At 67.7% G+C, this 23,978-nt stretch carries 26 protein-coding genes; 16 read left to right on the top strand and 10 right to left on the bottom strand.

The genetic code is table 11. The features are described from left to right. Nucleotides 1-487 precede the first annotated feature (487 nt). Together ispH and hpnH are read left to right on the top strand one after the other, a co-directional pair. Nucleotides 488-1,429: a 4-hydroxy-3-methylbut-2-enyl diphosphate reductase gene (gene ispH, locus G3N62_RS09425; protein ID WP_034187635.1), complete on the top strand. Its 942-nt coding sequence runs from the start codon at nt 488-490 to the stop codon at nt 1,427-1,429. A gap of 12 nt (nt 1,430-1,441) precedes the next feature. Beyond that, complete coding sequence (hpnH, locus tag G3N62_RS09420; RefSeq protein ID WP_034187634.1) at nt 1,442-2,602, top strand: adenosyl-hopene transferase HpnH; 1,161 nt, start codon at nt 1,442-1,444, stop codon at nt 2,600-2,602. A gap of 163 nt (nt 2,603-2,765) precedes the next feature. On the opposite strand, the gene G3N62_RS09415 is transcribed toward hpnH, so the two are convergent. Further along, complete coding sequence (locus tag G3N62_RS09415; RefSeq protein ID WP_059559164.1) at nt 2,766-3,254, bottom strand: hypothetical protein; 489 nt, start codon at nt 3,252-3,254, stop codon at nt 2,766-2,768. 94 nt (nt 3,255-3,348) lie between these two features. Continuing rightward, a complete protein-coding gene (locus G3N62_RS09410; RefSeq protein WP_034187632.1) occupies nt 3,349-3,726 on the bottom strand; it encodes a hypothetical protein in 378 nt (125 codons plus the stop codon). A gap of 498 nt (nt 3,727-4,224) precedes the next feature. Here G3N62_RS09410 and G3N62_RS09405 point away from each other — a divergent pair, with 498 nt between their 5' ends. From G3N62_RS09405 to G3N62_RS09395, 3 genes are all read left to right on the top strand, one after another. Then, a complete protein-coding gene (locus G3N62_RS09405) occupies nt 4,225-4,578 on the top strand; it encodes a DOPA 4,5-dioxygenase family protein (protein ID WP_034187631.1) in 354 nt (117 codons plus the stop codon). A 119-nt stretch (nt 4,579-4,697) separates the two neighbouring features. After that, a complete protein-coding gene (locus tag G3N62_RS09400) occupies nt 4,698-5,135 on the top strand; it encodes a nuclear transport factor 2 family protein (protein ID WP_124670743.1) in 438 nt (145 codons plus the stop codon). Then, the gene (locus tag G3N62_RS09395) at nt 5,132-6,541 is read left to right on the top strand and encodes an MFS transporter (protein ID WP_069705720.1); all 1,410 of its coding nucleotides are present in this window, start codon (nt 5,132-5,134) and stop codon (nt 6,539-6,541) included. The genes G3N62_RS09400 and G3N62_RS09395 overlap by 4 nt, the downstream gene beginning before the upstream one ends. 24 nt (nt 6,542-6,565) lie before the next feature. Here G3N62_RS09395 and G3N62_RS09390 read toward each other — a convergent pair whose 3' ends face one another. The 3 genes from G3N62_RS09390 to G3N62_RS09380 form a co-directional block, all read right to left on the bottom strand. Continuing rightward, nucleotides 6,566-7,186, bottom strand: a complete 621-nt coding sequence (locus tag G3N62_RS09390) for a hemolysin III family protein (protein WP_034187629.1) — start codon at nt 7,184-7,186, stop codon at nt 6,566-6,568. A gap of 196 nt (nt 7,187-7,382) precedes the next feature. After that, the gene (locus G3N62_RS09385; RefSeq protein WP_006766647.1) at nt 7,383-7,589 is read right to left on the bottom strand and encodes a YbdD/YjiX family protein; all 207 of its coding nucleotides are present in this window, start codon (nt 7,587-7,589) and stop codon (nt 7,383-7,385) included. A 12-nt stretch (nt 7,590-7,601) separates the two neighbouring features. After that, a complete protein-coding gene (locus G3N62_RS09380; protein WP_034187628.1) occupies nt 7,602-9,680 on the bottom strand; it encodes a carbon starvation CstA family protein in 2,079 nt (692 codons plus the stop codon). Between the two features lie 272 nt (nt 9,681-9,952). On the opposite strand from G3N62_RS09380, the gene dapF reads away from it, so the two are divergent. From dapF to G3N62_RS09345, 7 genes are all read left to right on the top strand, one after another. Then, a complete protein-coding gene (dapF, locus tag G3N62_RS09375; protein WP_124670744.1) occupies nt 9,953-10,762 on the top strand; it encodes a diaminopimelate epimerase in 810 nt (269 codons plus the stop codon). Beyond that, nucleotides 10,762-11,646, top strand: a complete 885-nt coding sequence (locus tag G3N62_RS09370; RefSeq protein WP_059559173.1) for an RNA polymerase sigma-70 factor — start codon at nt 10,762-10,764, stop codon at nt 11,644-11,646. Before dapF ends, G3N62_RS09370 begins: the two co-directional genes overlap by 1 nt. 191 nt (nt 11,647-11,837) lie before the next feature. Next, nucleotides 11,838-12,317 carry a carboxymuconolactone decarboxylase family protein gene (locus tag G3N62_RS09365; protein WP_049034437.1) on the top strand — a complete coding sequence of 160 codons (480 nt, stop codon included), beginning with the start codon at nt 11,838-11,840 and terminating at the stop codon, nt 12,315-12,317. A gap of 59 nt (nt 12,318-12,376) precedes the next feature. After that, nucleotides 12,377-12,781 (top strand): cupin domain-containing protein, encoded by a 405-nt coding sequence (locus G3N62_RS09360; protein WP_069705668.1) that lies wholly within the window; start codon nt 12,377-12,379, stop codon nt 12,779-12,781. Between the two features lie 110 nt (nt 12,782-12,891). Continuing rightward, nucleotides 12,892-13,896 carry a LysR family transcriptional regulator gene (locus G3N62_RS09355; RefSeq protein WP_049034435.1) on the top strand — a complete coding sequence of 335 codons (1,005 nt, stop codon included), beginning with the start codon at nt 12,892-12,894 and terminating at the stop codon, nt 13,894-13,896. A 205-nt stretch (nt 13,897-14,101) separates the two neighbouring features. Beyond that, nucleotides 14,102-14,857, top strand: a complete 756-nt coding sequence (locus tag G3N62_RS09350; RefSeq protein WP_124670746.1) for an SDR family oxidoreductase — start codon at nt 14,102-14,104, stop codon at nt 14,855-14,857. Between the two features lie 23 nt (nt 14,858-14,880). Beyond that, nucleotides 14,881-15,396: an Ohr family peroxiredoxin gene (locus G3N62_RS09345; RefSeq protein ID WP_049034434.1), complete on the top strand. Its 516-nt coding sequence runs from the start codon at nt 14,881-14,883 to the stop codon at nt 15,394-15,396. A 61-nt stretch (nt 15,397-15,457) separates the two neighbouring features. On the opposite strand, the gene G3N62_RS09340 is transcribed toward G3N62_RS09345, so the two are convergent. The 3 genes from G3N62_RS09340 to G3N62_RS09330 form a co-directional block, all read right to left on the bottom strand. Further along, entirely contained in the window at nt 15,458-15,886 is a 429-nt protein-coding gene (locus G3N62_RS09340) for a PRC-barrel domain-containing protein (RefSeq protein WP_006485034.1), read from the bottom strand. A 382-nt stretch (nt 15,887-16,268) separates the two neighbouring features. Continuing rightward, nucleotides 16,269-17,399 (bottom strand): 3-deoxy-7-phosphoheptulonate synthase, encoded by a 1,131-nt coding sequence (locus G3N62_RS09335; protein WP_059559179.1) that lies wholly within the window; start codon nt 17,397-17,399, stop codon nt 16,269-16,271. 191 nt (nt 17,400-17,590) lie between these two features. Further along, nucleotides 17,591-18,907, bottom strand: a complete 1,317-nt coding sequence (locus tag G3N62_RS09330; protein WP_124670747.1) for a lipase family protein — start codon at nt 18,905-18,907, stop codon at nt 17,591-17,593. Between the two features lie 405 nt (nt 18,908-19,312). On the opposite strand from G3N62_RS09330, the gene G3N62_RS09325 reads away from it, so the two are divergent. Then, nucleotides 19,313-19,867 (top strand): hypothetical protein, encoded by a 555-nt coding sequence (locus G3N62_RS09325; RefSeq protein WP_069705666.1) that lies wholly within the window; start codon nt 19,313-19,315, stop codon nt 19,865-19,867. 28 nt (nt 19,868-19,895) lie between these two features. Continuing rightward, entirely contained in the window at nt 19,896-20,318 is a 423-nt protein-coding gene (locus G3N62_RS09320) for a hypothetical protein (RefSeq protein WP_049036790.1), read from the top strand. Between the two features lie 25 nt (nt 20,319-20,343). Here G3N62_RS09320 and G3N62_RS09315 read toward each other — a convergent pair whose 3' ends face one another. Next, complete coding sequence (locus G3N62_RS09315) at nt 20,344-21,051, bottom strand: YceH family protein (protein WP_124670748.1); 708 nt, start codon at nt 21,049-21,051, stop codon at nt 20,344-20,346. Between the two features lie 373 nt (nt 21,052-21,424). Here G3N62_RS09315 and G3N62_RS09310 point away from each other — a divergent pair, with 373 nt between their 5' ends. Next, nucleotides 21,425-22,180 carry an SDR family oxidoreductase gene (locus G3N62_RS09310; RefSeq protein WP_124670749.1) on the top strand — a complete coding sequence of 252 codons (756 nt, stop codon included), beginning with the start codon at nt 21,425-21,427 and terminating at the stop codon, nt 22,178-22,180. A gap of 132 nt (nt 22,181-22,312) precedes the next feature. Beyond that, nucleotides 22,313-23,050: a histidine utilization repressor gene (hutC, locus tag G3N62_RS09305; RefSeq protein ID WP_034187615.1), complete on the top strand. Its 738-nt coding sequence runs from the start codon at nt 22,313-22,315 to the stop codon at nt 23,048-23,050. 76 nt (nt 23,051-23,126) lie between these two features. On the opposite strand, the gene G3N62_RS09300 is transcribed toward hutC, so the two are convergent. Beyond that, on the bottom strand, nt 23,127-23,975 hold the full coding sequence (locus G3N62_RS09300; protein WP_034187614.1) for a phytanoyl-CoA dioxygenase family protein: 849 nt from the start codon (nt 23,973-23,975) through the stop codon (nt 23,127-23,129). Nucleotides 23,976-23,978: the final 3 nt, after the last annotated feature.

The following is a 23,978-nucleotide window of genomic DNA, read 5'->3' as shown; positions in this document are numbered from 1 at the left end:
CGCGGCTTCTGGCGCGCGCGACGAGCAGCACGATCCAGATCACGAGCGACAGGCCGGACACCAGGAAAGCGATCGCCAGCATCATCGGCACGCCTCCTGCCGGGCGCCGGCATGCCCGATATCAATGGGGGTCAGGATCAAAACACCCGACACCGCACGGGCGGACGGGCAATATGCGTGAGAATCGACGGTCATCGAATGGCCTTGAAATGAGCGCGACGCCGGGCAGCCGGAGCGGCCGCCCGCGAAACCGCGCAGTTTACCGGGTTCCGCGCGCGCCAGCGCCGACGCGGCTCTCCCGCAATTGCAACAGCGCCGATACAGCACCAAAGCACGGACGGCGCGATAGGGTTAAAATGCGCGATTAATTCGGGGTTCCGGGGCCTGGCCGGCCGGTTCGTTCCTGCCTTCATAACATCAAGCCGGGGCGAGCGAGCGAGTGCCAGCTCCTCGAACCCCGGCGCCTGTCGTCGGAGTTCGCTCACCTATGCGAGTCATCCTTGCCCAGCCCCGCGGCTTTTGTGCGGGGGTTGTCCGTGCGATCGAAATCGTCGATCGCGCGCTGCAACAGCACGGTGCGCCGGTTTATGTGCGTCATGAAATCGTGCATAACCGGCACGTCGTAGAAAATCTGCGTAATAAAGGGGCACGATTCGTTGAGGAACTCGACGAGGTGCCGCACGGCGCTGTCGCGATCTTCAGCGCGCACGGTGTCGCCCAGACGGTCGAGCGCGACGCGGAAACGCGCGGGCTCGACGTGCTCGACGCGACCTGCCCGCTCGTCACGAAGGTGCACGTGCAGGGCCGCCAGTACGTCGCGGCGGGCCGCCGGCTGATCCTGATCGGCCACGCGGGCCATCCGGAGGTCGAGGGCACGATCGGCCAGATTCCGGCCGAGGTGATCCTCGTGCAGAGCGAAGCCGAAGTCGATACGCTGACGCTGCCCGTCGACACGCCGGTTGCGTACATCACGCAGACCACGCTGTCGGTCGACGATACGCGCGGCATCATCGAGGCGCTGCAGCGCCGGTTCACCGACATCGTCGGCCCGGACACGCGCGACATCTGCTACGCCACGCAAAATCGCCAGGCCGCCGTGCGCGAGCTGAGCGAACAGGTTGACGTGCTGCTCGTCGTCGGTGCGACGAACAGCTCGAACTCGAACCGCCTGCGCGAGATCGGCACCGAAAGCGGTGTGCCGAGCTATCTCGTCGCCGACGGCTCGGAAGTGAAGGCCGAATGGTTCGCGGGTGTGCAGACGGTCGGCCTGACGGCCGGCGCGTCGGCGCCCGAAGAGATGGTCGAGGATGTAATCGGCGCGCTGCGCGCGCTGGGGCCCGTCGATGTCGCGACGATGGCGGGCCGTGAGGAAAAAGTCGAATTCAAGCTGCCGGCGAAGCTCACGCAAGCCGTCGCCCGCGAAGTTTAAGGAGGACATCCCTTGTCTATTCCGCTGCTCCAACAAGTCCGTGTCGGCGCGTACATCGTGCGCCAGCACCTGTCCGGCAACAAACGCTATCCGCTCGCGCTGATGCTCGAGCCGCTGTTCCGCTGCAACCTCGCGTGCAACGGCTGCGGCAAGATCGATTATCCGGATCCGATCCTGAACCAGCGCCTGTCCGTCGAGGAATGCCTGCAGGCCGTCGACGAGTGCGGCGCGCCCGTCGTGTCGATCGCCGGCGGCGAACCGCTGCTCCACAAGGAGATGCCGGAAATCGTCAAGGGCATCATGAAGCGCAAGAAATTCGTGTACCTGTGCACGAACGCGCTGCTGATGGAAAAGAAGATGGACGATTACGCGCCGAGCCCGTACTTCGTCTGGTCGGTCCACCTCGACGGCGACAAGGAGGCGCACGATCACTCGGTGTCGCAGGAAGGCGTGTACGACAAGGCCGTCGCGGCAATCAAGGAAGCGAAGCGCCGCGGCTTCCGCGTGAACATCAACTGCACGCTGTTCAACGATGCGGTGCCGGAGCGCGTCGCGAAGTTCTTCGACACGCTGGGCCCGATCGGCGTCGACGGCATCACGGTGTCGCCGGGTTACGCGTACGAGCGCGCGCCGGATCAGCAGCACTTCCTGAACCGCGACAAGACGAAGAACCTGTTCCGCGAAATCCTGAAGCGCGGCGAAGGCGGCAAGCGCTGGTCGTTCAGCCAGTCGTCGCTGTTCCTCGACTTCCTGGCCGGCAACCAGACGTACAAGTGCACGCCGTGGGGCAACCCGGCGCGTACGGTGTTCGGCTGGCAGAAGCCGTGCTACCTGGTCGGCGAAGGTTACGTGAAGACCTTCAAGGAACTGATGGAAACGACGGAGTGGGACAACTACGGCGTCGGCAACTACGAGAAGTGCGCGGACTGCATGGTCCACTGCGGCTTCGAGGCAACGGCCGTGATGGACACGATCTCGAACCCGCTGAAGGCGCTGAAGGTGAGCCGCAAGGGCATCCGGACCGACGGCCCGTTCGCTCCGGACATCTCGATCGCGAAGCAGCGTCCGGCCGAGTACGTGTTCTCGCGCCACGTCGAGATCAAGCTCGAGGAAATCCAGCGCGCCGGCAAGGGCAAGCTGCAGAAGCCGGCGAAGCCGGCAACGGCCGCCTAAACGCGTTGCGCCACGCGGAGGCGGTGCCTCCGCGCAGGTGATAAACATATAGCGCCACGGATTCGCTCCGTGGCGCTTTTGTTTTGGGCCGCGTTACGCCGTCGCCGTGCCGGCTCGGCCGGCCCTGTCTCCTCCATCCTCCCTGCGAAACCGCTGCACGATGCTACGCGGCCAGCGAGTCGGGCACGTGGGCGCGCATCTTCTCCGCCGCGCTCGCAACGAGCGCCGGCTGGCCGCACGACGCGAACGTGCAGACATCACGCCACAGTTCGGCCAGCCGATGCCGCGCGAGCGTCGCGACGCAGGTGTCGTGCGCGGCGAGCACGCGCTCGAGCACCGCGCATTCGTCATCGTGCAGCGTCCATGCGCCGCTTTGCGCCGCGCGCGCCACACTCGCTTCGAGCGCCCGCTCCGCGTCGACGCACAGGTCGATGTCCGCTTCCGCGTACCGCGTATCGTCGAGCGCGAGGAACACCAGGTAGACGCTCGTGCGCAACCGCGTCAGCAGCGCCTCGTTGCCGTGCCCGCCACGCAACGCGACGAGCGCCATGTGGCATTTCAGCGAGATGTCGCGTGCATGCGCGGGAGGCAGCGGCAGCAGCCACTCGCGCGTCAACGGCACGCGACGACGGTTTTTGCGTGCGGCCTTCATGCTTCGTGCCCGCTTGCGGGCACTTCAACGCGCGGCAACGCCGCACGCGCGACGCCGGTCGAGCGGATCGGGCATCCCATGATCGTCTCCCGCATCAGAAGGTGTTCTCGCCCTTCAGGTAGAACGCGGTCTTCACGAAGAACGCCTTCACCGGATGACCGCTCTGGGCGTCGCGCGCGGCGCGCGCTTCCATCGCGGCCCGCTCCTCGCGCGACCGGTCGGGCACCGGATTGTGAACGCGTGCGAGCGCACGCTGCATCGCAAGCGGATAGTTCTGGTTGCCGACCGACGTCGCACGATAGCCGGCGCGCGTCATCTGCATCAGTTGCGCGTCGGTTTCGGCACGCGCCGCCGACCAGGTCGACTGCGCGGCATACGACGACCAGTCGGGGCCGGCCGACTGCGCAAAGCTGACGGCGGGCAGCGCAACGAGTGCGCAGGAAAGAACCGCAACGGGAACGAGGGATCGCATAGTGGCCTCCAGATGGTTGTCCCCGCATCGATCGTGATCGTCGATACGTTGAAACCATCGTATGTCGTGCCGCATGCCGCTTGAATAGCCGATTCCGCAATGGATATTTTCGGCTTCGGAATCCGGTGTGCGCGCGCGCCATTCGCGAATCGCTTCGCGCGGGAATTTCTCTATTTCATTCAACGACCTGATCGCGCTTTTGCGCCCGATCGCAAGCGGCACGCCCGCCGCTTTTTCAGTTTCCGAAATGACGTGTTGCCGGCGCGCTCGTGGCGTGCGCACCTGCCGGCAAGGGTCCCGGCGTGATATCGCGCATGCGGATACCGCGGAAACGATTGCATCGGACCAACGGTTCTTCTGACACAGGACAAGCCATCGGCGCCGAATCGCCGGATCGCCACACGACTTGCCCGGCAAGGACGCGCGATAATCACGCATCGGCCATTCGCTTCGTTTCGCACGGTCTCTCATACCTTCCCATTTTCATCGAGTCCTTCCATGGCTGCCCTCGACACCACCGCCATCGACAGTTGGCACGCGCACGTCTATTTCGATGCGGCCAGCCGCGACGCGGCCTGGGCGTTTCGCCAGGTCGTCGACGAACGGTTCGGCGCGGTCATCGAGCTCGGCCGCTTTCACGAGCGCCTCGTCGGTCCGCATCCGGCCTGGTCGTACCAGATCGCGTTCGATGCCGCGCGCTTCGACGAGATCGTGCCGTGGCTCGTGCTGAACCACGGCGCGCTCGACATCTTCCTGCATCCGAATACCGGCGACGACCTGCGCGACCATCGCGATTGCGCGGTGTGGCTCGGCAAGTCGTATGGGCTGAATCTCGACGCGCTTACCGGGTAACGGCGGCCCGCGGCGCAGCCTTCCCGAGGCTGCATCCACGTTTCGGGTCGACGTGAAACGTCCCGCGGCGGTACGCCCATACAGTGGGTTTCCGCTCACGACGCTTCCGGACACCCGCCATGACACCCGCAGACACCGACGCCGATGCCCGGCGCATCCATGAAGACTGGCACGCGGCCGTCGTCGCGCGCGACCTCGACGCGCTGATGGCGCTGTATGCCGACGACGCGGTGCTCGAAACGCCGCTCGTCGTCGTCACGCTGCCCGCGCACGGCTCGGGCGTGCTGCACGGCAAGGCCGCGATCGGGACATTCTTCGCGACCGGCCTGCAAAATCCGGGCAGCCCGCTCGGACGCTGGTACCGGACCGGATTGTTCTTCTCGAACGGCCGCCAGCTCGTCTGGGAGTATCCGCGCGCCACGCCGGACGGCGATCAGGTCGATCTCGTCGAAGTCATGGATCTGCGCGACGGCCGGATCGCGCATCATCGCGTGTACTGGGGATGGGTCGGATTCAGTGCGCTGCGGGCCGCCACGCCGGCGCACGAGCGCGCATGACGGCCGCCGTGCCGGACCGGGCCGCGGCCCGCCGCGTGCTCGCCGCGACCTGCGTGAGCTACACGCTCGTGCTGCTCGACGCGTCGATCGTCAACGTCGCGCTCACCGACATCGCGCACACCTTCGGCGGCCGCGTGGCCGGCCTGCAATGGATAGTGAACGCTTACACGCTCGCGTTCGCGAGCCTGCTGCTGACGGGCGGCACGCTCGGCGACCGGCTCGGCGATCGCACCGTCCATGTCGCGGGGCTCGCGGTGTTCGTCGCCGCGTCGGCGCTGTGCGGCATCGCGCCGACCCTTCCGGCACTTGCCGTCGCGCGTGCGCTGCAAGGCGTCGGCAGCGCGATGCTGGTGCCCTGTTCGCTCGCGCTGATCAACCGCGCCTTCCCCGCACCGGCCGCGCGCGCATCGGCGATCAGCCTGTGGATGGGCTGCGGCGGCATCGCGATGGCGTCGGGCCCGCTGATCGGCGGGCTGCTGGTCGACCTGTTCGGATGGCGCAGCCTGTTCTTCGTGAACCTGCCGTTCGGGCTCGCCGGCATCTGGCTCGGCCGCACGGTCGTGCGCGCCGCCGCCGACGCGTCGCGACAGTTCGACTGGGCCGGCCAGGCCGCCGCCGCCGTCGCGATCGCCGCGCTGATCGGCACGCTGATCGAAGGCCCGTCGCTCGGCTGGCGCTCGGCACCGATCGTCGGCGGTGCCGCGACGAGCGTCGCCGCATGGATCGCCTTCGTCGCGATCGAAGCGCGACGCCGCGAACCGATGCTGCCGCTCGCGTTCTTCCGCAACCGGCTGTTCGCGGGATCGACGTTCGTGTCGATGGCGTCGGCGTTCGTGTTCTACGGCCTGCTGTTCGTGCTCAGCCTGTTCTATCGGCAGGTTCGCGGCGCGAGCCCGCTCGACACGGGGCTCGCGTTCCTGCCGATGACCGCGATGGTGGCGCTCGGCGGGTTGTGTTCGGGGCGGATCGTCGCGCGCTTCGGGACGCGCGGGCCGATGTGCTCGGCGTTCGGGCTGTATGCGGCAGGCGCGCTCGGCATGACGGGCATCGGCGCGACGACACCGGCGTGGCTCGCGGTCGCGCCGATGCTCGCGATCGGCTTCGCCTCGGGATTCATCTCGCCGGCCGCGACGTCACCGGCGCTCGGGACGATCGACCGGCACCGCGCCGGCGTCGCGGCGGCGGCACTGAACGCGGCGCGGCAGAGCGGATCGGCGCTCGGCGTGGCGATCTTCGGTGCATGCATCGCGACGCTGCAGCCGTTTTCGGTCGCGATGCGGGTGGCGCTGGTCATGGCGATCGCGCTGTCGGCGCTTGCCGCGGTATCGTGGCGGTTCGCGACGCGGCCGACACCGGCAACCGGCGAAGCGGCCGCGCACCTGCAGGCGGCCGCCACGCGACGCTAGCGCATTCCGCGGCAGACAACGCGCTCACGCGACATACATCGCGACACTGACGAACTGGCACAGGCTGCCGGCCAGCACGAAAAGGTGCCAGATACCGTGCCCGTGGCGGATGCGTTCGTCGTTGATGAAGAAGTAGATCCCCGCGCTGTAGATCACGCCGCCGGCCACGAGCCATGCGGTGCCGACCGGCGGCAGCGCATGAATCAGCGGACGCACCGCGACGAGCGCGAGCCAGCCCATCAGCACGTACAGGATCATCGACAGCATGCGCGTGCGGCGCCCGAGCGTCAGCTCCTGCACGATGCCGAACACGGCGAGCCCCCAGCTCACGCCGAACAGCGACCAGCCCCACGGGCCGCGCAACGTCACCAGCGTGAACGGCGTGTAGCTGCCGGCGATCAGCAGGTAAATCGCCGAATGGTCGCATTTCTGCAGGATCGCCTTCAGGCGCGGATTGCGCACGCTGTGATACAGCGTCGAGATCGCGTAGAGCAGGAACAGCATCGCGCCGTACACGCTGAAGCTCACCACCTTGTACGGATCGCCTTCGAGCGCGCCCATCGTCACGAGCGCCACGAGACCGGCCACCGACAGCACCGCGCCGACGAGATGGGAAATGCTGTTGAAACGCTCACCGACATGCACGACGTGTTCTCCTGCGGTCCATCGGGGAAAAGAGGGACCCCTATGATACCGGCGGCCGGATTTTGCCGTGCTGCGCCCGGGCAAACGGCGAAGCGGCCGTCACGCGACGTGCGTCGCCGGCCGCCAAAGAAAAAAGCGCCGCGACTGCCATCGCGGCGCTTCCGTTTCGATCGTCGAACCGCCTGGACAGTCCGGCTCAGCAACACTTCCCGGCGCCCGACCCGTACCGCGCGTTCTGGCGTTCGCGGAAAAATTCCTCGTACGTCATCGGCTCGCGGTCCGGATGGGTGTCGCGCATGTGCGCGACATAGGTGTCGTAGTCGGGCAGGCCGACCATCAGCCGCAACGCCTGCCCGAGGTAACGCCCCGCGCTGCGCAGGTCGCTGCCAAGATCGCTGAACATCGCGGCCTCCCCTTAACGTCCGCTGCCGAGCGCCTGCGCGGCCGGCATCGCTTCGTACGGCGTCTCGCGCACGGTCGGCTTCGACTCGCGGCGCGCGCGCAGCACGGCGATCACGCCGTACACCGCGATGCTCACGACGACGAAGATGAACAGCCCGGCCAGCGCCGCATCGATGTAGTCGTTGAAGATGATCCGCTTCATCTGCGCGATCGACTTGGCCGGTGCGAGCACCTTGCCTTCATCCACCGCGGCCTGCAGCTTCGCGGCGTGCGCGAGGAAGCTGACCTTCGGGTTCGCGTCGAAAATCTTCTGCCAGCCGGCCGTCAGCGTGCAGATCAGCAGCCACGCGGTCGGCACGACCGTCACCCACGCATAACGTTCGCGCTTCATCTTGAACAGCACGACGGTGCCGAGCACCAGCGCGATCGCGGCGAGCATCTGGTTCGAGATGCCGAACAGCGGCCACAGCGTGTTGATGCCGCCGAGCGGATCGACCACGCCCTGGTACAGGAAGTAGCCCCACGCGGCCACGCACAGCGCGGTGGCGACGAGGTTCGCGGGCAGCGACTCGGTACGCTTGAGCGCCGGGTGGAACGTGCCGAGCAGGTCCTGCAGCATGAAGCGGCCCGCCCGCGTGCCGGCGTCGACGGCCGTCAGGATGAACAGCGCTTCGAACAGGATCGCGAAGTGATACCAGAACGCCATCATCGCTTCGCCGCCGATCACCTGGTGCAGGATGTGCGCCATGCCGACGGCCAGCGTCGGCGCGCCGCCCGCGCGCGCGATGATCGTCGTTTCGCCGACGGCCTTCGCGGTCTGCGTCAGCATGTCGGGCGTCAGCACGAAGCCCCATTGCGTGACGGTGTTCGCCACCGCTTCCGGCGTCGAGCCGAGCACGGCGGCAGGCGCGTTCATCGCGAAGTAGATGCCCGGCTCGATCACGCAGGCCGCGACCAGCGCCATGATCGCGACGAACGATTCCATCAGCATCGCGCCGTAACCGATGAAGCGCGCGTTGGTTTCGTTGTCGATCAGCTTCGGCGTCGTGCCCGACGAGATCAGCGCGTGGAAACCCGACACCGCGCCGCACGCGATCGTGATGAACAGGAACGGGAACAGGTTGCCCGACCACACCGGGCCCGTGCCGTCGACGAACTTCGTCAGCGCGGGCATCTTCAGTTCCGGTGCGACGACCAGGATGCCGATCGCGAGGCCGAGGATCGTGCCGATCTTCAGGAACGTCGACAGGTAGTCGCGCGGCGCGAGCAGCAGCCACACCGGCAGCACCGACGCGACGAAGCCGTAGCCGATCAGGATCCACGTGAGCTGCGTGCCGGTGAACGTGAACCATGCGGCGAAGGTCGGCGACGCGGCCACGTTCTGGCCGAACGCGATCGCCGCCATCAGCCCGATGAAGCCGATGACCGACACTTCGCCGATGCGGCCCGGGCGAATGTAGCGCGTATAGATGCCCATGAACAGCGCGATCGGAATCGTCGCGGCGACGGTGAACGTACCCCACGGCGAGTTGGTCAGCGCCTTCACGACGATCAGCGCGAGCACCGCGAGGATGATCACCATGATCAGGAACGCGCCGAACAGCGCGATCACGCCGGGCACCGTGCCGAGTTCCATCTTGACGAGATCGCCGAGCGAACGGCCGTCGCGGCGCGTCGAGATGAACAGCACGATGAAGTCCTGCACCGCGCCGGCGAACACGACGCCGGCCAGGATCCACAGCATGCCGGGCGTGTAGCCCATCTGCGCGGCGAGCACGGGGCCGACCAGCGGCCCGGCGCCGGCGATCGCGGCGAAGTGATGGCCGAACAGCACGTACTTGTTGGTCGGCACGTAGTCGAGGCCGTCGTTGTACTTGACCGCCGGCGTCATCCGCAGCCCGTCGAGCTGCATGACCTTGCTGGCGATGAAACGACTGTAGAAGCGATACGCGATCAGATACACGCAGACAGCGGCGATCACGATCCAGAGGGCACTCACGCGCTCGCCGTGTGCGAGTGCGATGGTGCCGAACGAGAACGCGCCGAGCAGCGCGACCGCGATCCAGAGCAGGGTACTGGAAGCCCGATTCATGGCGTCTCCTGGTCTCCAATGTGGTTTTAGATGGCGTGCGGCGCAGGGGCCGCGCACACGTGACGTCGATGCGTCGTGCCGCGGCCTCGCAAAGGCCGCGACGATGGGCCGTAGTATTCCGCGCGACGGGGGCGGCTTACAAGCGGATAACTACGTACGCGCGACTACGTAGAATTACGTAGATGCCGGTTGCGTGGCGATCGGCCGGCATGCGATTGATCGTGGACGGCGAGCCACGTACAGTGTTCGCCTGTCTCCATTCCGGAACCGCCATGCCGATCCGATTTCAGAAGATGAACGCAAACGGCGATGACTTCGTCATCGTCGACCTGCGCGGTCAGGATCGGGATCGCGTGCCCCGCCTCGATCGCGACCTCGTGCGGCGCATGGGCGACCGGCACAGCGGCATCGGCTTCAACCAGCTCGCGGTGGTGACGGACTGCGACGACGCGGCCGCACAGGTCGCGTTCTGGAATCCCGACGGCTCGACGCTCGATACCTGCGGCAGCGCGACACGCGGCGTCGCGTGGCAGCTGATGCGGGAAACCGGCGCGGCGTCGATCGTGCTGCGCACGAATCGCGGGCCCCTGCAGTGTGCGTACGACGCGCACGGGTCGATCAAGGTCGAGATGGGCGTGCCGCGCGTCGGCTGGCGGGACGTGCCCGTCGCCGAAGCCGTCGATACGCTCGCGCTGCCGTTGCCCGGCGCGCCGGCCGCGTGCAGCATGGGCAATCCGCACTGCACGTTCTTCGTCGACGACGTCGATGCGGTCGCCCTCGAAGCGCTCGGTCCGGCCATCGAAACGCATCCGCTGTTTCCGCGGAAAACCAACGTGCACGTCGTACAGGTCATCGATCGCACGCACATTCGTCTTCGCATCTGGGAGCGCGGCGGCGGCGTGCCGCTCGGGTCCGGCTCGTGTTCGTGCGGCGCGGCGGTCAACGGCATCCGGCGCGGGCTGCTCGACGATACCGTGCGGGTGACGTGCGACGGCGGCGACGTCACCGTTCAATGGGACGGCACCGGCAGCGTGTTCCTGAGCGGGCCCGTCACGTTCGGGTTCAGCGGGGTGTGGCTGTGATGACCGACGACGCACAAGCCTTCCACGCGCTGCGCCCGCGCCTGCAGAAGATCGCGTACCGGATGCTCGGCTCCGTCGCGGATGCCGAGGACATCGTGCAGGACGTGTGGCTGCGCTGGCACGACGCGGCGCGGGGCAGCATCGAGAACCCCGAGGCCTGGCTCGTCGCGGTCACGACGCGCACGTCGATCGACCGCCTGCGCGCGGCGAAGCTCCGGCGCGAGCACTATGCGGGCATCTGGCTGCCGGAACCGGAGCTCGGCGAATCGCCTGCAACGCCCGAGGAAATGACGGAGCGCGCGAACGACGTGTCGGTCGCGTACCTCCTGCTGCTCGAACGGCTGACGCCGGAAGCGCGCGCGGCGTTCCTGCTGCACGAAATCTTCGAGTTCGACTACGACCGGGTCGCCGACGCGATCGGCAAGTCCGAAGCCGCGTGCCGGCAGCTCGTCAGCCGGGCCCGAGCGCGGCTGCGCGACGATCCCCAGCCGCGGCGCACGGTGCCGCACGAAACGCATCGCCGATTGCTGCAGACGTTCACGCATGCGCTCGCGCACGGCGATTTCCCGTCGATCCAGGCGCTGCTCGCCGAGGACGCGATGCTGATCGGCGACGGCGGCGGCCACGTCCAGAGCTTCCCGAAACCGATGGTCGGCGGCCGGCGGATCGCTCAACTGTTCTATGCGACGTGGTTGCGCTGCGGCAGCGGTGTCGAGATGCGGCCGGTCGTGCTGAACGGCCAGTGGGCAATGCTGCGTTTCATCGACGGGCAGCTCGAAGCGGCGATGTCGTTCGAGACCGACGGCACGCGCATCGTCCGGCTTCTCGTGCAGCGCAATCCCGACAAGCTCGCCCGCATCGCGGCCGCCTGCGCCGCCGGCTGACGCGCGCATCGCGCGCCCGCGCCGACCGCGCCCGCCGCCGAGCGCGGATTGGTGCAGCGCGCGCAACACGATGCGTCCCCGTGCGTGGCTACCGCGCACGGATGCACACCCCTAAGATGATTTCGCGCGGCGCCCTGCCGCCCACGACACCCGCGCCATGCGGGCCAGCCTCTTCGTCGCCAGGAGAAATCATGACGCAGCGTCTCAACTACATTCAACAGTCCCCCGAGTTGTTCCGGAAACTCCTCGAACTCAGCAACCTGCTGCGCAGCAGCGCGATCGAGGAATCGATCCGGGATCTCGTGTCCGTCCGGGCGTCCCAGATCAACGGCTGCGCCTTTTGCCTCGACATGCACGTGAAGGAAGCGCGCATCCACGGCGAGCGCGAACTGCGCCTGCATCATCTGGCGACCTGGCGCGAATCGACGCTGTTCTCGCCGCGCGAGCGGGCCGCGCTCGCATGGACCGAAGTGCTGACGACGCTGCCCGCGCACGGCGTGCCGGACGATGTCTACGACCGCGTGCGCGGCCAGCTCTCCGAGAAGGAATTGTCGGACCTGACGTTCGAAGTGATGGCGATCAACGGCTGGAATCGCGCGAACGTCGCGTTCCGGACCGTGCCGGGCTCGTCCGACAAGGCGTTCGGACTCGACAAGGCCAACCTCGCCTGACGGCCGCCCCCCTCTCTCGCTGCCGGCCGTCGGCCGGCGGCCCACCGGAAGCCACCACCATGATTCGCATGAAACACGTGATCGCGTCCGCGCTCGTCGTCGCGGCCCACGCGACCGGCGCCGTTCGCGCGGCGCCCTCGGCCATCGTCACGCCGCTGATGACGAAGCCGCTCGACGCTTACCCGGGCAAGGAAGCGCAGATGATCTCGGTCGAGTACCCGCCCGGCGCGGTCGACCCCGTTCACCGCCACCACGCCGACGCGTTCGTCTACGTCGTCGAGGGGTCGATCGTGATGCAGGTGAAGGGCGGCGAGCCCGTCACGCTGAAACCGGGCCAGACCTTCTACGAGGGTCCGGACGACCTGCACACGGTCGGACGCAACGCGAGCCGGACCCGGCCCGCGAAGTTCATCGTGCTGCTGTTGAAGGACAAGGGCGCGCCCGTGCTCGTGCCGGAAAAATAGCCGGCCCGCACGCCGCCGCGACCTTTTTGAAAAAAATGCGGCGGGCGGTGTCACAGGCGGCAGCGCTGAAACGTCTAGTCGCATACGGACACCACGATTCCAGCGCCTCCATGCCCGATACCTCCATCCGCCGCCCCGACGCCGACGATCCATTCGCGCGCAGCTTCTCGACCTGCTATGCCGGCGTGGTCACATTCCTGGCCGTCGTCACCGAGGGCAGCTTCGCGCGCGCCGCCGATCGCCTCGGCGTCGGCCGCTCGTCGGTCAGCCGTCACGTGCAACGGCTCGAGGACCGGCTCGACGCACGCCTGTTCCAGCGCACCACGCGCAGCATGTCGCTGACGCGCGAAGGCGAGCTCTTCTACGAAAACTGCCGGCCCGGCATCGAGCATCTGGCGCAGGCGCTCGAGGACATGCGCGAGCTGCGCAGCGGACCGCCGAGCGGGCACCTGCGCATCGGCTCGACGCCAGGCTTCGGCCGCAAGGTCATCGCCCCGCTGCTGCGCGATTTCCATGCACGCTATCCGGACATCACGCTCGACCTGCTGTTGAACGACCGGCCGGCCGATTTCTCCGCCGACCGCATCGACGTCGCGTTTCGCGACGGTCGCATGGAGGACAGCGCGATCGTCGCGCGCCGGCTGATTCCGATGCAGATGATCGTCTGCGCGTCGCCGTCGTATGCGCACCGGCACGGCTTGCCGCGCCACGTCGACGAACTCGCGCGGCATCGCTGCATCAACCTGTGCACCGCGTCGGGCCGCGTGACGGAATGGGAATTCAGGATCGACGGGGTGACGCAGCAGCGCCAGCTCGCCGCGCATCACACGTTCAACGACATCGATCTCGTCGTGCGCGCGGCGCTCGACGGGCTCGGCATCGCGCAACTGCCCGCGTACCAGGTGTGCGACCTGCTCGCCGACGGCCGGCTGGTGAGCTGTCTCGGCCAGCATGCGCCGGACGACGGCGGCCACTATCTCTGTTACCTGAGCCGCAAGCACCTGCCCACGCGCATCCGCGCGTTCATCGACTACATGATCGAGCAGACGCGTGCGCGCGACCTGCAGTGCCCAACGACGATGACAACGATCGCGCCGCTGGAGACGATCGATTGATGCATTCGCGGCAACATGATGAGGGCTTGCGGGACGCTGGCGGATCGCGCGGCGCATGCCTACGATGCGGGCTGTTCGACCGGCATGCCGATACGGTGGTGCACCGCTCGGCAAGGTCCAGGCCCCGTCGCGCGAACGCGCTGGGCGCCGGTTTCGGCACATTCAAGCGGCGTGCATGTCGCGCGCCCGTTCAAGGAGAGCAATCGTGAAAATCGTCGTGATTGGTGGTACCGGCCTCATCGGCAGCAAGGTCGTCAGGAACCTGATCGCACGCGGCCACGACGCGGTGGCGGCAGCGCCGTCGACGGGCGTCGATACGATCACGGGTGCGGGACTGGACGCCGCGCTCGCCGGCGCGGAGGTCGTCGTCGATCTCGCGAATTCGCCGTCATTCGAGGAAGCGGCCGTGAAGGCGTTCTTCGAGGCGTCGGGGCGCAACCTGTTCGCCGCGGAGCGCGCGGCCGGCGTGCGTCATCACGTCGCGTTGTCGGTGGTCGGCACCGACCGACTGCAGCAGAGCGCGTATTTCCGCGGCAAGATCATCCAGGAAGACCTGATCCGCGCGGCAGGCGTGCCGTACACGATCGTGCGTTCGACGCAGTTCTTCGAATTCGTCGGGGCGATCGCTCAGGCCGGCGCGCAAGGCGACACGGTGCGGTTGACCACCGCGCACTTCCAGCCGATCGCCTCCGACGACGTCGCGGCCGCCGTGACCGACTTCGCGCTCGACGCGCCGCGCAACGGCATCGCCGAAATCGGCGGCCCCGAGCGCGTGCGGATCGCCGATCTGGTCGAGCGTTTTCTGTCGGCCACGCACGACGCGCGCACGGTGACGCGGGATGCGGACGCCGACTACTTCGGCGCGGTGCTGCAGGACGACACGCTCGTGCCGGCGCCCGGTGCGCGCCTCGGCGCGACGACCTTCGACACGTGGTTCCGGCAGAACGCGCTCGCGCGCTGAACGCCGCCGCCGGATCGCACACCATGACGCCGCTGCGCCCGCCGCCCCTCTCGCTGCTCGACCGGTATCGCGGTCGGGAACCGCAAACGCTGTACTCGACGACGGTGACCGTCACGGGCGGGACGGCGGAGCACGGCCGCGCCTCCGGCGTCGCGCGTTCCGACGACGGGCGCCTGGATGTCGAGCTGCGCCTGCCGCCCGCGCTCGGCGGGCCCGGCGACGGCCCGAATCCGGAGCAACTGTTCGCCGCGAGCTATGCGGCGTGCTTTCACGGCGCGCTGAGCCTGCTGGCTGCACGGGCGGGCGTGTCGATCGCCGGGGCATCGGTGTCCGCATCGATCGACTTCTGTCGCGATCCGGTGGACGGGCTGTTCATGCTGAACGCGAACATTCGCGTGCGGCTGCCGGGTGTCGAACGCGCAGTGGCGGCGGAGCTCGTGCGCAATACGGAGCGCTTCAGCCCGTATACGAAGATGGCGCACGAAGGGATCAGTCATGTCGTGGCGCTTGCGCCGCCGGACGAGACATCGCAGCGCTGAGCGAAAATGAAAACGCGGGGCCCGCCGCATCGCGCAGCGGGCCCCGCGCCGGTAACGCAGGTCAGTGCTTTTCGTCGAGCTTCTTCGGCTTCGGCGGCGACGGCACCTTCGCGTACTGGAACGCCGGCGTGGCCTTCAGCGCTTCCTTCGTCGCGCCCGGCAGGTAGATGTTGCCGTTGCGCACGTCGAGCGACGCGATCGGCACCGCGACGTCGTGCGCGGCCACGCCGAGGAAGCCGCCGGCCGACACGATCGCGGCCGACACCGAGCCGTCCGGCGCGACGATCAGGTCGCGCACCTTGCCGACTTTCTGGTTCTCGTCGTTGTACACGGTCTTGCCGAGCACGCTCTTCTTCACGCTCCAGCCTTCGAGCAGCGCCTGCGACTGCTCGACGGTCACGCTGATCGGCTGCGCGCCCGCGATCTGCGCGTGCGCGCTGACGCTCGACGCGAGGACGGTTGCTGCGATGAGGGTCTTGTAAAACTTCATATGCGTTGCACTCCGGTTCGGTTGTTGTTGATTCCGGGGACGAAGCGGCGCGGACGCAACGGCTGATCGGTGAGCGCCCCGCGCTTCGTCGGTCGCGTGGCGGCCGGCCGCACCGCCACGCCATGTGTACGTGACGGACCGGCGCAGCCGGGCCGCAGCGTGCGACACGGCTTCATGGTAGCGGCATTCGGCGGATCGTGCGCCCAGGGTGCAACGTGACACGCCGGACGAGCCGGATCAGGATCAATGATCGTGCGGACAGACCGGGCGGGCGGCGCGGAAAAATGGCATCGATGCCCGTCGATCAGGACAACCTCACCGATGGCCCCCGATCTTCGCGGCGCCTCGAACGGCGCGGCCGGCGCCGCGCCGCCACGCGGCGTCACGCATTCCGCGAATAGGTGCGCCGGTGCCGCACGGCATCGGCCAGCACGTCGAGCACCGGCTCCGTCTGCGCCCAGCTCAGGCAGGCATCGGTGATCGACACGCCGTACTTCAGCGGCACGCCCGGCTTCAGGTCCTGGCGCCCGGCTTCGAGGTGGCTCTCGACCATCACGCCGACGATCCGATGTTCGCCCTGCGACAGTTGCCGCGCGAGATCCTGCGCGACGTCGACCTGCCGGTCGTGCGACTTGTTCGAGTTCGCGTGCGAGCAGTCGACCATCACCTGCTCGCGCAGCCCGGCCTTGCGCAGCACCGCGCAGCATGCCTCGACATGCTCGGCGTCGTAGTTCGGGCCGGTCTTGCCGCCGCGCAGGATCACGTGCGCGTCGTCGTTGCCGCGCGTCTCGAAGATCGCGGCCATCCCCATCTTCGTCATCCCCATGAACGCATGGCTCGCGGCGGCCGCGACGATCGCATCCGACGCGACCTGCACGCCGCCGTCGGTGCCGTTCTTGAAGCCGATCGGGCAGCTCAGGCCCGACGCGAGCTGCCGATGGCTCTGGCTCTCGGTCGTGCGCGCGCCGATCGCCCCCCACGCGATCAGGTCGGCGATGTATTGCGGGCTCAGCAGGTCGAGGAATTCGGTCGACGCCGGCAGGCCGAGCGCATTGATGTCGAGCAGCAGCTGCCGCGCGGCGCGCAGCCCTTCGTTGATGCGGAAGCTGCCGTCCAGGCGCGGGTCGTTGATGTAGCCCTTCCAGCCGACCGTCGTGCGCGGTTTCTCGAAGTAGACGCGCATCGTGATCAGCAGGTCGTCCTTCAGCGCGTCGGCGGCGGCTTTCAGGCGGCGCGCGTAGTCGAGCGCCTGGTCGTGATCGTGGATCGAGCACGGGCCGACGACGAGCAGCAGCCGGTCGTCGCGGCCGTGCAGGATGTCGCCGATCGCGCGGCGCGTGTCCTCGACGAGCGTCTGCGTGCCGGCCGGCACCGGCAGCTCGTCCAGCAGCAGCGCCGGCGAAATCAGCGGGCGCACGGCGCCGATGCGGACGTCGTCGATGCGCGTGGTGTCCTGCGTCGCGTCGGCGCTGCCTACCTCGCGATCGTGGGAAGGATTGTCGAGGTTCTGCATGGTGATTCTCCGGGGGACGTCTGGAATGATGGGCAGGCTCGATTATGGCACCCGGAGAAGGCGGCAGCGGGGGACGGCAGGGGAAGGCGGACAGTCGTCACACCGGTCACGCGACCGACGTCGAAACATCGTAAAAAAGGGCGACCCGAAAAAGATCGCCCGGCCATGCATCCAGTCGTACGCCGTCGCGCCTAATGCAACGTCTCGGGCGCCAGCGAGTTGCTCGGCAGCAGCGACGTCAGCCAGCAATTGCTCGGCGCGGCTTTCCCGTTGAAGCGGTCGTAGAGCCAGGGCAGCATCCCGGCCACCCACGGCACGATCGCGCCCGCATGCTCGAGCGGATACTCGGTGTACGTGACCCGCGTGCCGCTGGCGCAGAACTTCTGCGCCAGCGCGCGCACGTCGTACGCGAGCATCACGCCGTCGCCCACCTGGCTGCTGAAGGTGCCGTCGAGCACCCCGGCCGTGCCCTGGCCGATGAACATCGGGATCGTCGGCGACGCGGCCAGCCCCGCATTCACCTTGTTCGCATACGTCACGTACGCCGGGATGCTGTTGATGTCGTTCGCGTATTGCGGCTTGAACAGCGTGCCCCAGCGCAGCCCCGTGTACTTCGGCAGGATGTACGCGAGCGACTGGTTCTGGATGTCCTTGAACACGGCCACGCCGGTATCGCTGAGATACGGCGTCAGGTCGAAGTCGTAGCCGCGCACCAGCCCGGCGAGCGCCGCCGCCGCGACGCCGCCCCACACGATGCTGCCGTCGACGTAACGCAGGTTGTGCGCGGGATCGACCAGCACGCCGCCTTCCGCCGCGCCGACGAGCTGCTTGTTGACGTCGGGCGCATAGCTCGGCGCGAGCTGCGCGGCCCAGTTCGTCGCGATCGCGCCGCCGGAATAACCGATCATCGCGACCTTGCTCGACGGATTCAGGCCGGTCGACGGCGTATTGAGCGCCGCACGGATCGAATCGAGCGTCGTCATCCCGTATTCGGGGCCGGCCGCGAAGTCTGCCGTCTGGCCTTCCGTATCGGGCACGATGATGTTGTAGCCGAGCAGCAGCAGCGTCGACAGCGGGATCGATTCCGCGCTGTAGAGCAGCGTGCCGACGTTGATGACCTTGGTCACGTCGCGGTCGCCGGCGATCACCTGCGACGGCTCGTCGTACGGGTTCAGCGAATCGTAGGCCGACTGGTACGAAATGGCGTGGCCGTTGCTGACCTGGCTGCGAATCACCGACGTCACGTTGACGACGGGCTGGTTCCGCGCGTTGTTGGTGCGGTACAGCAACTGCTGCGCGGTCACGGCGGTCGGAATGCCGGCCACGTGATAGGTGACGTTGCGCGTCTTGAGCACCGTGCCCGGCGGAATCGACGCCAGCGGCGTGGTGCCGGTGTACGTGTAGAACGGATCGGACACGGTCGGCGCGGCGGCGCCGGCCGACGGTGCGGCGATGGCCAGCGCGGCGCACACGGCGGCCGCGACGGTCATGAGTCGTCTGGAGGACATGGGTGGGGGCCTCTGGGATAACCTGCTTTCATCGAAGGAAGTTCGGCGGTATTGCAGACCATCGTGCCTGCCGCATCAAAACCGTTTCCGTGCCATCGACTGTCTCCTGTGAGTGAATGATCCGGCCTGTTCTGAACCTGTCTTTTTAGTAGGAGTACAAACCGGATTCATTGAAGCACAACGCGAACGCGTTCGACGCGCGTTTTCGATTGTTTGAAGGTAAACGTCTAAAACCCTCGCCGGCCGACGCATGCGCACCGGCCGTTCGGCCGACTGTTCGCGTTTTGCCGGGGTACCGTACGATCGGCGCTGTCCGGTAACGAAACCGCCCGTCGCAGGAGGCGGTCCGCGCCGTCCACCGCCTGCTCTGCAACCGTTCGCTCCCCGCCCCACGGACTCGCCACGATGACCGTATCCGAACTGCTCAGTGCCATCCGCCAACCCTACGCCGACCTGCTCGCGAAAGCGGCCACGCGACCGTCGGTGATCGTCGAGCCGGCCTACCGGAAGGCCGACGGCACGCTCGCCACTGAAGGGCCGCTCGCGCTGCCGTGCCGCGCCGACACCATCGCGGCCGAAGGCGAAGCGGCCGGCCGGCCCGTGATGATCGATTCGACCACGCAACTCGATTTCGACCCGTTCGAGTTCGACCTCGAAACGGCAGCCGTGTCAGTCCGCCCGTTCGTATGGGACTGGGTCGTGATCGAGGCCGACGGTCTCGACGAAAGCGCGGCGGCCGATGCGTTCAAGACGTGGTTCCTCGCGTGGTTCGATGTCGACGACGAGAACGATCCGGCCGAAGACGGGCTGCACGGCATCGTGCATTACCTGTCGGAACCGGTTCGCACGGAACACGGGTGGCGCGTCAATGCGGATCTCGGCTCGGCGCCCGAGACGGCCGTCGAGGATCTGCTGTTCCGGCTCGTCGATGCAGGTGCGACGCGGATCAGCGTGGGTTGAAATGGCGCATCGTCGTTCACATACGCTCATGAAGAAAGCGCTCGCGCTGCTGATGCTTTGCATCGCATTGCCCGCCTCGGCCGAAGTGAGCACGAAAGTGCCGTGCTTCCGGACAGCCGGCGGCCAACCCGTGCGCGTCGAACCGCGCATGTACCACGACGACGTCGCGAAATGGTCAGGTGGCATCGTCCGTCATGCGAAATCGAACACGGCCATTCCGTTGCCGTTCAAGCACCGGGACGCGGAAATGCTGGCAGCCGACCGGTCGTATCAATACACGACGACGTGGTGGGGAATGGTCGACGGCACGATCGACGGCGAATACGAAATGATGAGCCAGGGTGCGATGGTCTATTCGATCCCCTACACAAACGCGCGCACGGGCAGGAAAACCGATTTCGCGTGGGCGCCGGATATCGACGCTTCGGCGAAATCGGGGCGCCGCTGGTAGCGAGGAGCGCGTTGCAGGCTGTCGGTCAGCCGGCGTCGCCCGGCGCGTCGACGTCGATGCCGAGTTCGCTCGCCATCCGCTGAACCAGCGCATTCAGTCGCGCCACTTCATCCGCGAGTCGCTTCTGCTCGGCCTTCAGCGCCTCGAACTCGGAAGGCGGCACCGCATCCGCGCCGCCGGCCTCCGCGCTGGCGAAATCGGCCACGTTCACCTCGCCGCACATCAGGTGCATCCAGCGGTTCTCGCGCGCGCCCGGTGCGCGCGGCAGCCGGACGACGAGCGCCGGCGCGCGCGCCGCGAGTTCGTCGAGGAACGCCTCGACCGACGAGATATCCGCGAAGCCGTGCAGGCGCGCGCTGTTCAGGCGCAGCTCGGCGGCCGTCTGCGGGCCGCGGAGCAGCAGGATCGTCAGCAGCGCGATCGCCTGGCTCGGGATGCCCAGCACGCGGTTCATGTTGTGTTCGAAACGCGGCACGCGGCTGCTGCTGCCCTCCATCACGAGGCTCAGGTGCTTCAGCCCGTCGAGCGCGGTCGTGACCTCGTCCTCGCTGACGTTCATCACCGGCGCGCGCGCGGTTTTCTGGTTGCAGCCCGCGGTCAGCGCGTTCAGCGACAGCGGGTACGTATCCGGCACCGTGTGCTGTTTCTCGACGAGCACGCCGAGAATGCGGGCCTCGAGGGGCGTGAGTTCGCGAAGGGCGCGTGGCGTGGGCGTATCCGGCGTGGTGTTCATGAGTGGCGTCGCAGCGTGCAGCAGGTGAAGGGAAACGATCGCGGCCCGTCCGGCATCGCGCACGGGCGAGCCATATGATAGCTCGCGACGCACGGCCCGGCGGCGCGCGCTGCGCCGGCGCGCGCACTTGCCGCAGCGGGCTGTCGTCCAGCCTGTCGGCGCGCCCGATACCGCGCGGCACTGCCTGCGCGCACGCACCGGCATTTGCGCGATACACATGCCGGCGCTACGATATGCGTTCACCCCGGTATCCGTGGCGCCGCACACGATCGTCTTCGCCCGCCGATGCCACGCGTCGCCCGTCCTTATCGTGCTGCCGCCGCGCATGCACGCCGCCCGTCAACACCGTTCACGCCTTCACCGGTTCACTGCCATGACTGCATCCTCTTCCGCGCCGCACGTGCGCGCCATCGTCACCGGACACACGCGCGGCCTCGGCGCGTCGCTCGCCGAACAACTGCTGCTGGAAGGCGTCGCCGTGCTCGGCGTGTCGCGCAGCCGCCATCCGTCGCTCGCGTCGCAAGCCGGCGACCGCTTCTCCGAAGTCGAGATCGACCTGTCCGACACCACGGCCGTCGCAGCCTGGCTCGCTGGCGACACGCTGCGCCGCTTCGTCGACGGCGCGTCGCTCGTGCTGCTGTTCAACAACGCAGGCATCGTCGATCCGATCGGCCCGCTCGCCACGCAGGATCCGGCGATCGTCGCGCGTGCAGTCGGCCTGAACGTCGCGGCGCCGCTGATGCTGTCGGCCGCGCTCGCGCAAGCGGCTTCGGTCGCGACCGAATGCCGGATCCTGCACCTGTCGAGCGGCGCGGCCCGCAACGCATACGCGGGCTGGAGCGTTTACTGCGCGACCAAGGCCGCGCTCGATCACCATGCACGCGCGGTCACGCTCGATGCGAACGGCCCGCTGCGGATCTGCAGCGTGGCGCCGGGCGTCGTCGACACGGGCATGCAGGCGACGATCCGCTCGACCAGCGAAGACAACTTCCCGATGCGCGAGAAGTTCGACGAATTGAAATCGAGCGGCGCGCTCGCGACGCCCGAGGCCGCCGCACGCCAGCTGATCGGCTATGCGCTGAGCGATGCGTTCGGCGCCGAGCCGACGGCCGACGTGCGGAACCTGTAATCGACATCGCCCCCCTGTCGACGGACGGAAAGGAGTCGTCGGATCAGCGGCCGCCCGCAAGGCCGCGTCCGGAGCGCCACCGGGCAAAGACGATAGAATCCCGCTGGTATTTCACCCACGGAAACCTCCTTGATGGTCACGAAGGCCGCCGCACCGTTCCAGCAGATCAAGACGCTCGTTCGCCAGAACGTCGAGTCCGGCGACTGGCGCCCGGGCGACCGCATCCCGTCCGAGCTCGATCTCGCCGCGCAGTTCGGCGTCGCGCGCATGACGGTCAACCGCGCGCTGCGCGAGCTGACCGAGGAAGGCGTGCTGAAGCGCATCGCGGGCGTCGGCACCTTCGTCGCCGAGGTGAAGCCGCAGTCGAACCTGCTGATGATCGCGCACATCCGCGACGAAATCCGCGCGCGCGGCCACGAATATCGCTGTCGCGTGCTGAGCCGGGCGAGCGAGCCGGCATCGTTCGACGTGGCGGCCGCGTTCGGGCTGCCGGTCAATACGCCGGTCTTTCATGTGGTGTGCGTGCACGAGGAAAACGGCCGCCCGATCCAGCTCGAGGACCGCTACGTGAACCCGGCCGCGGCGCCCGGCTTCATCGACCAGGATTTCCAGACCGAGCCGCCGTCCGAGTACCTGTACAACAACGTGTCGCACTACGAACTGGAAATCGAGCACGTCGTCGACGCGTCGCTGCCGACCGTCGAGCAGGCGCGGCTGCTCGACATGCGCGCCGACGAGCCGTGCCTCACGCTCACGCGCCGCACGTGGACCGACGGGCTGCCCGTCACGTTCGTGCATTTCCTGCATCCGGGCAACCGCTACCGGCTCGGCTCGCGCTTCAAGCCGGGCGCCGGGCGCCACCCGACCTGATCTTTCCCCGTACGCGCCAATGGACACGGCGGCCGTTTCATGACGAAACGGCCGCCGCGTTCGTTCGCCGCGCCGGTCAGATCGCGCCGACCTGCCCCGCGCCGCGCGACCACACGACCGGAAACAGCGGATGGTCGAGCGGTGCGCCGTCGGCCAGCTGCTCCGCGAGCCCGGGGAAGTCGGGCGACGTTTTCCAGCGGCGCGGCGCGTGACGGATATCGTCGCCGACGAAGCGGATCGAGAACGCGCGCCGGCGGTTCCGCGTGCCGCCCGACGCATGCAGCGTGAGCATCCGGAAGCACACCATGTCGCCGGGCTCGAGCGCCCAGCGGCGGATCGGGAACGCCGCGCGGTCGGCTTCGATATCGGGCAGGTCGGCCAGGCTGCCTTCCGGGAACCACTTCGCTTCCTTGTCCATGAACGTGCGCGGCATCAGCCACGGCCCGCGATGCGAGCCCGCGACGAATTCCAGCGTCGATTCGAGCGGCACCGGATCGACCGGAATCCACATGCTGACGTTGTCGTCGCCTTCGATGTTGTAGTACGGCTGGTCCTGGTGCCACGGCGTGCGCTGCCGCGTGCCGGGCTCCTTCACGAGCAGGTGGTCGTGATGCAGTCGCACGCGCCCGGTTCCCATCAGCGCGGCGGCGACCGACGGCGCCGGCGAGCGCACGATGAAGTCGCGATACGCGTCGTTGTGCTGCCAGTTGCAGAAATCCTCGAAGAACCAGCCGGGATCGTCGGGCCGGCTCGCGACTTTCGCGCGCGCGCTCGGCCGGGCAAGATTCACGTCGATGCCGGCCCGCAGCGCGGCCACTTCGTCGGGTGAAAAGATGCCCTTGATGCAGACCGCGCCTTCCTCGCGGAACGCGGCAATCAGTTCGGGCGTCACGGCTTGCGCGACTCGATCCTGGATACTCGTCATGGT

The sequence above is a fragment of the Burkholderia sp. Tr-20355 genome, assembly GCF_017104685.1.
Taxonomy (GTDB): Bacteria; Pseudomonadota; Gammaproteobacteria; order Burkholderiales; family Burkholderiaceae; genus Burkholderia; species Burkholderia seminalis.
This window is presented reverse-complemented; position numbering and strand designations above follow the sequence as displayed.